Below are 12869 nucleotides of genomic sequence, written 5' to 3'. Positions count from 1 at the left end.
TGGAAGGGCATGCTTGCTGTTCCGCTTTTGCAGCAGTTCGGTTTTTGTGTTTGTCATCCTGAGCGCAGCGAAGGATCTGAGCCTGCACATTCAGTGAAGTGGCCAAATGGCAGAATCAGCCTCATAGACAGACGGCTGTTTATACGAAGTTCAGATCCTTCGCTGCGCTCAGGATGACAAAGGCAAAGCCTACAACAAACACAAAGGAGCAAGCAGCAGGCTTCCCTGTGAAGAGAAGCCTACGATTATTGAAATTTGTATTTTAAAACCTATCCGGCAATCTGCGAACGCACTGCTTCAATTACATCGGCCAGTTGCGCCACGTTTTGCCCGCCGGCTGTCGCCAGGCTTTTTTGCCCGCCGCCACCGCCTTTAATAAGCGGCGCCACCGTTTGTTTGATCAGGGCACCGGCATCCAGGTTTTTAGCCGCTACCTGTGCCTCATCCAGCAAAATAACCACTTGCGCTTTGCCGGCTATGTCAGCGGCAAGCACCACCAGCGGATTGGGCACCGCAGCTTTCAGTTCAAAAGCCAGCTTTTTCAGCGCATCGGCCGAACCCACCGATACCACGGCACCAATAAACTGGGCATCGCCCATCGGCTGCGCCTGGCTTTTCAGTTCGTTGCGCAATTGAATCAGCTGCTCATTTTCAGCTAACTCGATTTTCTTTTTCAGCACCGCCGATTCTTCTTTCAGCGAGGCTATGGATTTTAAAATGTCCTTTGGATTGTTCAGGGCTTCTTTTGCGGCAGCCAGTTGCACCAACTGCTCGTTGATAAAGTTTTCGGCAGCAGCGCCACACAAGGCTTCTATGCGGCGTACGCCTGCAGCCACGGCCGCTTCCGAAGTAATTTTGAAAAAGCCCAGTTCGCCGGTGGCGCCCACATGCGTACCGCCGCACAGTTCCACAGAATATTCGGGGTCCATGGTTACTACCCGAACGGTGTCGCCGTATTTTTCGCCAAAAAGCGCCATGGCGCCCAGTTTCAGGGCTTCATCTTTGGGCATTTGCCGGATGGCAACGGGTATGTTTTCGCGGATCTTTGCATTTACCAACACCTCTACCTGCGCTGCCTCTTCCGCCGTCATTTTACTAAAATGCGAAAAGTCGAACCGCAGGTAATCGGCAGCTACCAGGGAGCCTTTTTGCGCCACATGGCTGCCCAGCACTTTGCGCAGCGCCGCATGCAGCAGGTGTGTAGCGCTGTGGTGCAATGCCGTAGCCTTGCGTTTGGCCACATCCACTTCGGCACGTACTTCGCCACCGGCAAACCCTTCCGGAATGCGGTCCACGAAATGTACAATCAGGTCGCCTTCGCGTTTGGTATCAATAACTTTTAATTCCTGGCTGCCGGCAACCAGCTTGCCCGTATCGCCCACCTGTCCGCCGCTTTCGGCATAAAACGGTGTGCGGTCGAGCACCACCTGGAAAGCCTCTTTGCCCTTGGCTTTTACCTTGCGGTAGCGCAGCACGTTGGCAGATGCTTCCAGCAAATTATAGCCGACAAATTCGGGCAGCCCGCCCTCCTGCAGCACTACCCAGTCGCCAGCATCGGTGGCCGAAGCTGCGCGGCTTCGGTCTTTTTGCTGCTGCATTTCCCGCTCAAAACCGGGCTCATCCACCGTCAGGCCCCGCTCGGAGGCAATGAGCCGGGTAAGATCGACGGGGAAGCCGTAAGTATCGTAGAGTTCAAACGTTTCTTTACCACCAACCAGGCCGCCGCTCAGGGCAATGATGTCTTCGATGCGGCGCAGGCCTTTTTCCAAAGTGCGGAGAAAAGCTTCTTCTTCCTCGCGGATTACCCGGGCCACAAAAGCTTCCTGCTGGGCAAGTTCGGGAAACACATCTTTTAGCTGTGCTGCCAATACCGGCACCAACTGGTGCAACAAGGGCTGCTGGTAGTTGAGATAAGAATAATAGTAACGCACCGCCCGGCGCAAAATGCGGCGAATAACATAGCCGGCGCCGGTGTTGGCGGGCAACTGGCCGTCGGCAATGGTAAAAGTGATGGCGCGGATATGATCGGCATTAACGCGGATGGCAATATCGGCCTTGCTTTGCGAGCCGGTGTACGGTGTGCCGGTGGTTTTCGAAATGCTATCGATCAGGCCACTGAACACATCGGTATCGTAGTTGGAAGCCTTGCCCTGCAGCACCCGCACCAGCCGTTCGAAACCCATGCCGGTATCCACGTGTTTTTGCGGCAGCGGCTGTAGCGATCCGTCTTTGAGGCGGTTAAACTGAATGAATACGTTGTTCCAGATCTCGATCACTTCCGGGTGGTCGTTGTTCACCAGCGTTTTGCCATCTACGCTCAGGCGCTCCACGTTGGGGCGGGTGTCCACATGTATTTCAGTGCAGGGTCCGCAAGGGCCGGTGTCGCCCATTTCCCAGAAATTATCTTTTTTATTGCCCAGCAAAATGCGGTCTTCGGCAATCCATTTTTTCCACGATGTATAAGCCTCTTCATCGCGGGGCAGGCCTTCTTTTTCATCGCCTTCGAAAATGGTTACATACAGGCGGTCCACCGGAATTTTGAGCACCGAGGTAAGCAGTTCCCAGCTCCAGGCAATGGCTTCTTCTTTAAAATAATCGCCAAAGCTCCAGTTGCCCAGCATTTCAAACATGGTGTGGTGGTAATGGTCCACGCCCACTTCTTCCAGGTCGTTGTGCTTGCCACTAACCCGCAGGCATTTTTGCGTATCGGCGATGCGGGGCGATGGCGCCGGTTTGTTGCCCAGGAAATAATCCTTGAACTGGTTCATACCGGCGTTGGTAAACATCAGCGTCGGGTCGTTTTTTACCACAATTGGCGCCGAAGGCACAATCTGGTGCTGCTTGGAACGAAAGAACTGGAGAAAGGCGGCACGGATATCGGCTGCCGAATGATTACTGCCTTCCAGGTTGCTGCTGGAAATATCGTTTTGGGTCATAACGCTAATTTTGTGTGCGCCGCCACCGGTGCGGGTTGTTGCATTTTGGGGCGGTATCCACCCCTATATTTGTCCATTCCCGCCACAGCGGGGCAGCAAAGGTAACGACTGGGGAATTTTGGATGTACGATTTACGAATTACGAATGCATACCACCGGGAGAAAACCATCGTTAATCGTAGATCGTAGATCGTAAATCCATTTACGCCGATGAAGAAAATCAAGTATTACTACAACACCCATACGCTGCGCTACGAAAAGCTGATCACGCCCCTGCGGGTAAAACTGCTGCGGATCTTTGGCTTCCTGGCCGCCGCACTGGTTACGGCGGTGATCGTTTCTTATTTCGCTTTCCAATTTGTGGGCTCGCCCAGCGAAAAACTACTCCGCGCCGAAAACGAACGTCTGAAAATAAGCTACCAGGATCTGCGGCGCACCGTAAACGGGCTGCAGCAGCAAATGGTGGAACTGGAACGCCGCGACAACAGCGTGTACCGCTCCATTTTTGAAGCCGAACCCATACCCGACAGTGCCCGCGCCGAAGCTTTGGAAAAACAAAAGCAGGTGGCTATGGTTGAAGGCATGCAGGAAATGGAACTGGTGCGCTCCATCCGTAAAGACCTGCAGGTGCTGAGCAACCGGATTCTGGCGCAGGACAAATCGTACAAGGAGCTGGATAACCTGTTGCTGAACAAAGAAAAACTGATTGCCGCCACGCCGGCCATTCAACCCGTAAGCAACCAGGACCTGAACCGCATTGCATCGGGTTTTGGTTTCCGCATCGATCCCATTTACAAAACCATAAAAATGCACGCCGGACTCGATTTTTCGGCGCCGCAGGGCACGCCTATCTATGCCACGGCCAATGGGCGGGTAAAAATTGCCGGCTTTTCGGATGGCGGCTATGGCAACCACGTGGTGATCAACCACGGCTATGGCTACGAAACGCTGTATGGCCATATGGTGCGCATCAAAGCACGGGCGGGCCAGCAGGTAAAACGCGGCGAGTTGATTGGTTACGTGGGCTCCACCGGCAAAAGCACCGGCCCGCACCTGCATTACGAGGTGCATAAAAACGGCAACAAGCTGGACCCGGTTTACTTTTTTTACAACGACCTGGGCCCCGAGCAGTTCAACGAGCTGCTGAAACGGGCAAAGGCATCGAACCAGAGTTTTGATTAACGGCGCTTTTTATTACTGCCATTCGACAGAATTTTATTTTCCATGAGCCAACCCAGCAAGAACAACCGCGTTTTTATCCTGCTACTGTACGCCGCGTTTATTGTGTATAAAACCATTGATGCAGTAAAAGCCTACCGGCAAAATGATGATTTCCGACTGTACTGGTCGGTGGCGCTGGTGGCCATACTTACGGTGCTGTTTGTTGTGCTGTTGCTGCGTTATAAAAAGCAATCCGACGCGAACCGCAACCCGTTTCAATAAAAAACCAAAACCTTTTGGTGCATTAATTGCATTTGTGCCCGCATGAAAAAGGCACTACTACTCACCGGAATTGTATTTACCCTGATGAGCTGCGGCGACAGCAGCAACGGCACTACCAGCACCGATACTTTGGGCACCAGCCCCGGAGCTATTGATGAAGAAACCCAGCATCCCAGCGGTGTTTCCAATCAAAACGTGATCAGCACCGACACATCGGCCATGAACGTGGAAAAAATGAGCGACACCACGGGGAAACAGTAGTTTGTTGTTGGTAGTTTTTAGTTTGTCGCTGGGAAAATCGACTTTGAACTGGAGACTCATAACTGATTACTTTTGCCTCCATGGCCGGCCCGCTTTCGCAAATTTTATTCGACTTCTCCAACGAGGAGCCACAGCAGCCCAAAGAGTTTCTTTCGGGGGCGCCCCTGCCTGCGCCAGAGCCGACCAAAAGAACCCGCGGCCGCAAGCCGTTAAAGCCTACCGAAGCAGGCCCCGACAAAGTGCTGGTGCCGGAAGACACCATTTTGTTTCAAAAACAGTATTGGGGTATTTCGGAGGTAGCGGCCATGTTTGGCGTGCCCATTTCGCAGATCCGTTATTGGGAAAATGAGTTTCCGCAACTCAAGCCGCGCAAAAACGGTAAAGGCGACCGCCTGTTCCGCCCCGAAGATGTAAAAACGCTGGTGCTCATTCACGACCTTATCCGCCGCCGCAAATACACGCTGGAAGGGGCCCGCGAATACCTGAAGCGGGGCGCCCAGGCCGAAGAACAATTTCACATGATACAATCGCTGCAAAAGCTGCGGCAGTTTTTGTTGGAGGTGAAGGCGCATTTGTGATGTCGGATTGACGATTTCGGATTTCGGATTTATAGCACAAAGACTTCTTCTACTTCAATCGTAAATCGTTAATCTAAAATCGTAAATCTTCTTTAACGTGCCATTGTCTACCAAAATGCTCAACTGTTTTATATTTGAGTCATGCGCACTTCTGTAAAACACCTGCTGGCTACTGCTTTGGTTCTTTGCTCCACCACCCTTTTTGCCCAATCCGAAATTGGCCGCAGCACGGAAGGACAGAAAATCATCAAAGGTTTTTTAACCCCGGAAGTACTGACCAGCGATACGGCATTCAACTGGTTTGCGGCCAACCAAAAAGGCTACACGCCACAATCGGCAGCGTTGAAGGCGCTGACGACACAGAAAGACTCTGTGCATTTCCTTGTATTTGCCGGCACCTGGTGCCACGATACGCAGTTTATTTTGCCTAAATTCTTTGCCTTCGCCAACGCCGCCGGCGTGCAAAAAGATCATATTACCACTGTTGGCGTAGATGAATCGAAAAAAAGCCAATACAACCTCACTACCATTTTCAACGTAGACCTGGTGCCCACTATTATTGTGCTGAAAGGCGGCAAGGAAATGGGCCGCGTGGTGGAATATGGCCGCTATGGCATGTTTGATAAAGAAATTGGCGAAATACTGGCCGGCAAGCTTTAAGGAGTGGCGCTAAACAGTTTTACCACGCCGCCACAGATGGCCAGCCAGCCCTTTTCGCTCCAACGGATGGGCGCACAATCTTGCAAAATTGGGGGCAACGGCTGCGTGGCTTGCATCAGCGTAGCCAGGTTGTATGTATGGAAGCCGCCTTCCGAAATGCCCAGTACCACACTATCGGTTACCTGCAGGTGGCGCCAGCCGGCCACCGGTATCTTCCGCTTGAACGATCCAAAATAGTCAAAGGCAAACAGGCCCTGCGCTGAATCGGCGAGGTACACCCAGCCGTTGTGGTCGATGATCTGCTGCGGCTGCACGCCGCCGGCAAACACCTGCCGCAGGTCGGGGGTTTCCAGCAAAACCTTCCCCGCGTCATCCAGCTTTTTCAGCTGGTTGGTAACGCCGTCAAACACCCACACTTTATTGTCAAAACTCATGGCAGCAGCCAGCGGCTGCGTAATGCCCTGGCGGCGCAGGTCCAATGTAGCCTGCACGGCAAGCAGGCGGTCGAGCAGCACCACCTGGCCATAATCGCGGTAAAAAAGTAGTGGCCGCAATGGGTTCGAAACATCGAGTGTTTGCAATTTGCCGTTGCGCTGCACACTGTTGTACACCGAAATAGAATCGCCTCCGGGGCCGTATTTTTTTACCTGCCCATTTTCCGATACTAGGTACAAATTGCCCAGGTTATCCAACGTGGCATCTGCTACCGGGGCTGGGTAGCTGCGCAACAGGCGCAGCCCGCTGCCGCTTTGCGCAGCCGCTGCCTGTAGCGCTAGCAGCAGGCCAATAGTGAAAAAAACCCTTACCAATTGCGTACTATTTTATGTTCCATACCGGTATAAGATTGAACCGACACATCCGCCCCATCAAAAGTGGCGTAAGTGAAGTAACGAATCCAGTCGCCGAGGTTAATGTATCGGCTTGTACTATTCAGACGAAAATCGATGGGCAGGTGTCTATGCCCAAACACAAAAAAGTCGAAGTTTTTTCCTGAAGCCATCAGCTCCTTGCAGTAAGTGATCAGCCATTCCCGCTCTTCGCCCAGCCATACTTCTTCTTTACCGCCGCCTTTTGCGCGGCTTTTGCGGCTAAAATAATCGGCTACGCCAATGCCAATGGCCGGCGGAATCATGCCAAACAGTGTTTGGCAAACAGGGTTGCGAAATACTTTTTTCAACGCTTTGTATCCACCGTCGCCGGGGCCCAGGCCATCCCCATGCCCGATCCAAAACTTTTTACCACCCAGCTCAAATGCCTTGGGCTCAAAATAAACCGGGATGTTCAGTTCCTGTTGCAGGTAGTTGTTCATCCACATATCGTGGTTGCCCACAAAAAAATGAATGGGAATGCCGCTGTCGGTAAGCTGCGCCAGTTTGCCCAAAATGCGGGTGTAGCCGCGGGGCACCACCTTGGTGTATTCATACCAAAAATCGAACATATCGCCTACGATAAAAATGGAGGCGGCAGTGGGTTCAATTTCGTTCAGGAAACGCACCAACAACTTTTCGCGCTGCAGGCTTTGTTCGGCGTTGGGGGCGCCCAGGTGAAAATCGGATAAGAAGTATATTTTTTTGCCGGGAGAAATATGCATGCTCATGTACCAAAGGCCGAAAATAGGCAGGAATGTTTATTTACCCGAAAAGCCGGGCTGCCGGCCGCCTTGTTGATGGTGTTTACAAAAATGGCCTGCTCCCCTATTCAAGTAAACGGGGAAACAGGCCATCGATATTTGAATAGGTTATAGTCCTTCGTCGTCGATCAAAAAGCAATACACTTCCTTCGGACCGTGCACGCCCACCACCAGCGTTTTTTCGATATCGGCTGTGCGGCTGGGGCCGGTAGCCAGTGTAATGAGCGAAGGCAGGTTTTGGCCGTATTTACCCTGCGTTACATCCAGCGCATCGCTTATTTCGTACACCATTTGCGAGGTGCGGGCAGCACACACATGCACCGGTGCATACACACTGGCCACACGCCCCGCTGCCGAACTAAGCAGCATGCTGCCGGTGCGGGCCACCAGGCGTTCGCAACTGGTGAGCGATACATCGCAGCTAGCCACGTGGGGGTGCCACTGCATGGCCGGGAACAGGGCCATTAAAGCGGGCTCGGCACAATACACCTTTTCCCACTTGTTGGCGGCACACAACTGCACAAAGCTGCTGGCAAACTCGGCATCGCTGAGGCAAAAGCTAAACTTGCCGCCCAGGCCGGTAAACTGCTCCGCAAAAAGCACGGTTGGGTCTTCGGGCGGTGCAGGAAACAAGGGTTTATCTACCTGCTCTTTAAAAGGCAAAGGCGTTGGTTTTGCCAACGCCGCCTTTATTTTATCCAAAATGTTCTTTCTAGCTGAAGTCTCCTTCATATTCCGGAACGGATTACTGATTCAACACATTAGGGTTGTAGGGCGGAACGCCTTCCGAAATGCCACCGTCGGGATGCTTTTCGCCGGGTTCCACATCCAGCAGGTGCTTGTCCTGGAAAGGACGCGGCCCGATGAGGGCTTCCACATCGCTTTGGAACAGCACTTCTTTATCCAGCAGGGCCTCGGCCAGCTTTTCTACGTCGGCTTTTTTGCTTTGCAGCAATTGCTTGGTGCGTTCGTATGCACTGTCAATTACGGCCCGAACTTCCTCGTCAATCAGCTTCGAAGTTTCTTCCGAATAAGGCTTGGTAAACGATTGGTCCTGCTGTGGATCATAAAAGGAAATATTGCCCACTTTATCGCTCATGCCGTACACCGTTACCATGGCGTAGCCGATGCGAGTAATCTGCTGCAGGTCGTTTTGAGCGCCGGTGGAAATTTTACCAAAGAAAATCTCTTCCGAGGCGCGGCCACCCAGCGTCATGCAGATTTGGTCCATCAGCTGGTCGGTATTGTACAGGTACTGCTCTTTAGGTGTGTATTGTGCATAACCCAAGGCTGCGGTGCCGCGGGGCACGATGGTTACTTTCAGCAGCGGGTAAGCATGCTCGAGGTACCAGCCGCAAATGGCGTGGCCAGCCTCGTGGTAAGCAATGATCTTTTTCTCGTCGGGCGAAATGATCTTGTTCTTTTTTTCCAAACCGCCAATTACCCGGTCCACTGCGTCTTGGAAGTCTTCCATGTCCACGCCCTGCTTGTTTTTTCGGGCAGCAATCAGGGCCGCTTCGTTACAAACGTTGGCAATGTCCGCACCGGCAAAGCCCGGTGTTTGTTCGGCAATTTTATGGATGTTGAGGGTTTCAGAAACTTTAATGCCTTTGAGGTGCACTTTGAAGATCGCTTCGCGACCTTTCAGATCGGGTTTGTCGATGGTGATTTGGCGGTCGAAACGGCCGGGGCGCAGCAGGGCCGCATCCAGCACATCGGGACGGTTGGTGGCTGCCAGGACAATAATGCCGCTTTCACCGCTAAAGCCGTCCATTTCCACCAGCAACTGGTTGAGGGTGCTTTCCCGCTCGTCGTTGCTCATCATCATGTTTTTGCCACGGGCACGGCCAATGGCGTCGATCTCATCGATAAAAATGATACAGGGCGATTTTTCGCGGGCCTGCTTAAACAGGTCGCGAACCCGGCTGGCACCCACGCCTACAAACATTTCCACGAAATCGGAACCCGACATGGAAAAGAAAGGTACCTGCGCTTCGCCGGCCATAGCTTTGGCCAACAGGGTTTTACCGGTGCCCGGAGGGCCCACCAGCAGTGCGCCTTTGGGAATTTTACCGCCCAGCGCCGTATATTTTTTGGGATTTCTTAAAAAGTCAACGATCTCCATTACTTCCACCTTGGCTTCGTCCAGGCCGGCAACATCAGAGAAAGTGATGTTTACACGGGTGCCTTTGTCGAACAGGGTGGCTTTTGATTTACCAATATTGAAAATACCGCCCGGGCCGCCGCCGGCACCGGCGCCACCGCCCATTTTGCGCATCAGCAAAATCCAGATGGCAATAAAAATGAGGATGGGTAAAAGGGTAGTAATGATGGGGCTAAACCAGTCGCGTTCCATTTCCACGCTTTCCTTGCTTTGCACCGTTGGGTTGTCGGTGTAAAACTTGCGCATATCGTCTTTAAACGAATCGCCGGAAACGATCTTGAAAAAGTAGTGCGGGCCGGCTTCGTTGGTGGCTGCGGTTTTGCCCAGTTTGTTGGCATATTTAGGCAGCGCCTCTTTATCAAGCGTTACCCGAACAAGGCTGCGGTTGGGCACAATTACGTATTTGTCCACCTCGCCCTGGCGCAGCATGCTTTCAAATTCATCGCGGCTCAGTTCTTTTGCCGGAGTGGAAAAGGGGCCAAATACCTGAAAGCCGATCAGTATGGCAAAAATGATGGCGTATACCCAGTAAATGCTGAAACGCGGCCCGCGACGAGGGTTGTTGTCTTCGTCGGACGACCGGTTGGAGAATTTAGGTAAACGGGGCTTGTTGTTGTCTTTATATGGTTCCTGTGACATTTTCCTTTCTTAAAAATGATGGCGAAAACGCAAATGTAAGCGAAACAGGAGGAGGCCTCCCGTACAATTAACAATTGCGGCTACTCCTGGTTGTGCTCCTGTGCAGCGGCATCGCTCCACATTTCTTCCAGTTTATAAAACTTACGGGTTTCGGGAAGCATGATGTGCACCACCACATCCACATAGTCGAGCAGCACCCACTGCATGTTCTGGCGGCCCTCCTGATGGTAGGGGCTGTCGCCGCATTTTGCTTTTACCTCTTCCTCCACATGATCGGCAATGGCCCGTACCTGCGGCGCACTTGTAGCTTCGCAAATAATAAAGAAGTCGGCAACGGCTTCGTTTATTTTGCGCAGGTCAAGCGATACCACATGCTCGCCTTTTTTATCGCTGATGGCTTTGAGAATGGTTTTGAGGATTTTCGAGTTACGGGTCAACCGGGTAACGGTGCTGCGTTTGCGGTTGGCTAAAACATCTAATGGTTCCAAATAATCAATAAGTTTTAGTAAAAAAATGGGTGTTGCACAGGTTAAGGTAAGCCCGGTTTTTGGCGTGTTGTTTACTTTTGCCCAAATTTAGCGCAATTGTCCACCATCGCAAAACCCATCGGCTCGCCTTTTATAGAACTTAATTCGGTTGAAAGTACCAACAACTATGCCATGGCCCTGGTGCATGACCGGGTGGCACAGCATGGTACCTGTGTGTTTGCACACGAGCAAACCAAGGGCAAAGGCCAGCGCCAGAAAACCTGGAATTCGGCGCCCGGCGAGAACATCCTGATGAGCATTATCGTATCGCCATACGAGCTGGCGCCGTCGCAGCAGTTTAGCCTGAGCATGGCAGTTATCCTGGGCGTTTACCAATTCTTTAACCATTATGCCCTTTCCGAGGTCAGCATCAAGTGGCCCAACGACCTGTATTGGCGTGACAGAAAGGCAGGCGGCATCCTCATTGAAAACAGCATGCAGGGCACTGCCTGGCAATGGTCGGTAATTGGCATTGGCCTCAACATCAACCAAACCGATTTTAAAAAGCTCAATAAAAAAGCTGTTTCCTTAAAACAGATCACCGGCAAAACCTTTGACCCTGTGGCTATGGCGCAGGAACTAGTTGGCTACGTGCAACGCTCTATGGAACTGCTGGTGCGCAACGAGCAGGAAGTACGCCAGCAATACCGAGCGGCGCTGTACAAACTCAACCAGCCCGTGCATTTCCGGCAGGGCAGCCGCAGCTTTACAGGCACCGTTGCCGACGTAACGCCTACCGGCGAACTGGTGGTACAATCGCCGCTGGACGAACGCTTTGGTATTGGCGAACTGGAGTGGGTGCTGGAGTAACCGGGTTTTACTAAAAATCCATCCTGCTGGATGTGCCGGTAATGCTACCGCCTTCGTTGGTGTGCAAAAGGGTAAGCCCCGGCCGCAGGCCCGCTTCCAGCCGTCCTAAGTCGGTCCAGTCGAAAGCAGCGGCGCCGTTGTCGGTGGCTGCTGCCAGCCAAATCTCCAGAGGTACTTCGGGAAAATGATCGGCCAGCGTTTTTATTTCGGCAGCAATGCTCAGTTGCCAGTTGCTGCTGTAGCTGTCGGTGCCCAGCAGCAGGCTGGCGCCTTTTTCCAAAAACATCGTTGCAGGCGGCAGGCTGTCTTCAATATAGCGGTTGGCATTGGGACATAAACAAAAATGAACCCGCAGCCCATGCCGGGTGGCATGTGCCTGTGCAAAGGCAACATCTTCGGGGCTTGTATAAGTATTGTGCACCAAAATGATGGTTTGCCCTTCGGTAAAATGGGGCAGCCATGTTTGCAAACTGCTCCGCCCCGCTGGACCGAGCGGCGCTGTGCCGGTGAGTGCATACAACTGGTCAAAATCGCTTTTCCCCGTTACAAACAGCGCATCTTCTGCAGGCGTTTCCTGGTTATGCACCGATATAATGTTACCCGCGGTGGCTTTGTTGATGGCGTCAAACGTGGCGGCGGTTACACTGTACGGCGCATGTGGCGTAAGGGTGCTGCTGGTAAGGCCTGCGGCCAAATGGTCATCGAGCACTTGCTGGTTGTGCGCCATGCGGGGCGCAAGGGTTTCATCGGTAAAATTGAGCACCTCTACCAGGTTGTGCCAGCGCAGGCCCGAAGCCCGCTTTGTTTCAATGGCGTCGGCTGTGTTACAGATGTCACCAATGCCTACAATCCCGGCGGCTTTCATTTCGGCGGCAGCATTCGCAATCTGATCCCTTTTCAACTGCTCACCCCAAGGCTCTTTTCTTTTTCCTACCACCGAAAGCAGGAACTTAACCAAGCCGCCGCCGGGCGGGATGATGCCTTTAAAATGGCTCAATTCCAGGTGGCAATGTGCATTGATGAGGCCCGGAAGCAAAATGCCCTGCAGGTGCTGAACATCGCCGCCAGCATCGGCTGCTGGCACCAGTGCTTCAATGGTTCCGGCACCGCCTACAACCACCACGGTGCCTTTTTCCAAAAACCTACTGCCGTCAAAAACAAGGTCTGCACTGAACTTTTGCCGCTCCATGCGGGCTAAAATACGTCCTTAACGTTTGCATTG

General features: G+C 52.6%; 13 protein-coding genes. 6 read left to right on the top strand and 7 right to left on the bottom strand.

What is annotated here, in order from left to right; all coding sequences use genetic code 11:
* Positions 1–269 precede the first annotated feature (269 nt).
* Positions 270–2936 carry an alanine--tRNA ligase gene (gene alaS / locus DRJ53_RS10805; protein ID WP_114235648.1) on the bottom strand — a complete coding sequence of 889 codons (2667 nt, stop codon included), beginning with the start codon at positions 2934–2936 and terminating at the stop codon, positions 270–272.
* Between the two features lie 209 nt (positions 2937–3145).
* Here alaS and DRJ53_RS10800 point away from each other — a divergent pair, with 209 nt between their 5' ends.
* The 5 genes from DRJ53_RS10800 (at position 3146) to DRJ53_RS10780 (ending at position 5877) form a co-directional block, all read left to right on the top strand.
* Complete coding sequence (locus DRJ53_RS10800) at positions 3146–4117, top strand: M23 family metallopeptidase (RefSeq protein ID WP_114235647.1); 972 nt, start codon at positions 3146–3148, stop codon at positions 4115–4117.
* 42 nt (positions 4118–4159) lie between these two features.
* Positions 4160–4378 carry a hypothetical protein gene (locus tag DRJ53_RS10795; RefSeq protein WP_114235646.1) on the top strand — a complete coding sequence of 73 codons (219 nt, stop codon included), beginning with the start codon at positions 4160–4162 and terminating at the stop codon, positions 4376–4378.
* Between the two features lie 42 nt (positions 4379–4420).
* A complete protein-coding gene (locus DRJ53_RS10790) occupies positions 4421–4639 on the top strand; it encodes a hypothetical protein (RefSeq protein WP_114235645.1) in 219 nt (72 codons plus the stop codon).
* A gap of 80 nt (positions 4640–4719) precedes the next feature.
* Positions 4720–5217, top strand: coding sequence for a MerR family transcriptional regulator (locus tag DRJ53_RS10785; protein ID WP_114235644.1), 498 nt, complete (start codon positions 4720–4722; stop codon positions 5215–5217).
* A 141-nt stretch (positions 5218–5358) separates the two neighbouring features.
* On the top strand, positions 5359–5877 hold the full coding sequence (locus tag DRJ53_RS10780; RefSeq protein WP_114235643.1) for a thioredoxin family protein: 519 nt from the start codon (positions 5359–5361) through the stop codon (positions 5875–5877).
* Here DRJ53_RS10780 and DRJ53_RS10775 read toward each other — a convergent pair.
* The 5 genes from DRJ53_RS10775 to rsfS all read right to left on the bottom strand — a co-directional run bounded on the left by DRJ53_RS10775 (position 5874) and on the right by rsfS (position 10798).
* Positions 5874–6686 (bottom strand): hypothetical protein, encoded by an 813-nt coding sequence (locus DRJ53_RS10775; protein WP_114235642.1) that lies wholly within the window; start codon positions 6684–6686, stop codon positions 5874–5876. The two genes, DRJ53_RS10780 and DRJ53_RS10775, sit on opposite strands and share 4 nt — an antisense overlap.
* On the bottom strand, positions 6680–7474 hold the full coding sequence (locus tag DRJ53_RS10770; RefSeq protein ID WP_241558520.1) for a UDP-2,3-diacylglucosamine diphosphatase: 795 nt from the start codon (positions 7472–7474) through the stop codon (positions 6680–6682). The genes DRJ53_RS10775 and DRJ53_RS10770 overlap by 7 nt, the downstream gene beginning before the upstream one ends.
* Positions 7475–7615: 141 nt before the next feature.
* Positions 7616–8239, bottom strand: coding sequence for a LutC/YkgG family protein (locus DRJ53_RS10765; RefSeq protein ID WP_114235641.1), 624 nt, complete (start codon positions 8237–8239; stop codon positions 7616–7618).
* Positions 8240–8252: 13 nt separating this feature from the next.
* Entirely contained in the window at positions 8253–10310 is a 2058-nt protein-coding gene (gene ftsH, locus DRJ53_RS10760) for an ATP-dependent zinc metalloprotease FtsH (RefSeq protein ID WP_114235640.1), read from the bottom strand.
* Positions 10311–10390: 80 nt separating this feature from the next.
* Positions 10391–10798 (bottom strand): ribosome silencing factor, encoded by a 408-nt coding sequence (gene rsfS, locus DRJ53_RS10755; protein WP_114235639.1) that lies wholly within the window; start codon positions 10796–10798, stop codon positions 10391–10393.
* 96 nt (positions 10799–10894) lie between these two features.
* On the opposite strand from rsfS, the gene DRJ53_RS10750 reads away from it, so the two are divergent.
* Positions 10895–11647 (top strand): biotin--[acetyl-CoA-carboxylase] ligase, encoded by a 753-nt coding sequence (locus tag DRJ53_RS10750; protein WP_114235638.1) that lies wholly within the window; start codon positions 10895–10897, stop codon positions 11645–11647.
* A gap of 10 nt (positions 11648–11657) precedes the next feature.
* Here the strand turns inward: DRJ53_RS10750 and DRJ53_RS10745 are convergent, their stop codons facing one another.
* A complete protein-coding gene (locus tag DRJ53_RS10745) occupies positions 11658–12836 on the bottom strand; it encodes an amidohydrolase family protein (protein ID WP_114235637.1) in 1179 nt (392 codons plus the stop codon).
* Between the last annotated feature and the right edge of the window lie 33 nt (positions 12837–12869).

Origin of the sequence: Paracnuella aquatica (assembly GCF_003332885.2) — a bacterium.
GTDB classification, from domain to species: Bacteria; Bacteroidota; Bacteroidia; order Chitinophagales; family Chitinophagaceae; genus Flavisolibacter; species Flavisolibacter aquaticus.
The sequence above is the reverse complement of the archived record's forward strand: the minus strand, read 5'-3'. Positions and strand labels throughout refer to the sequence as shown.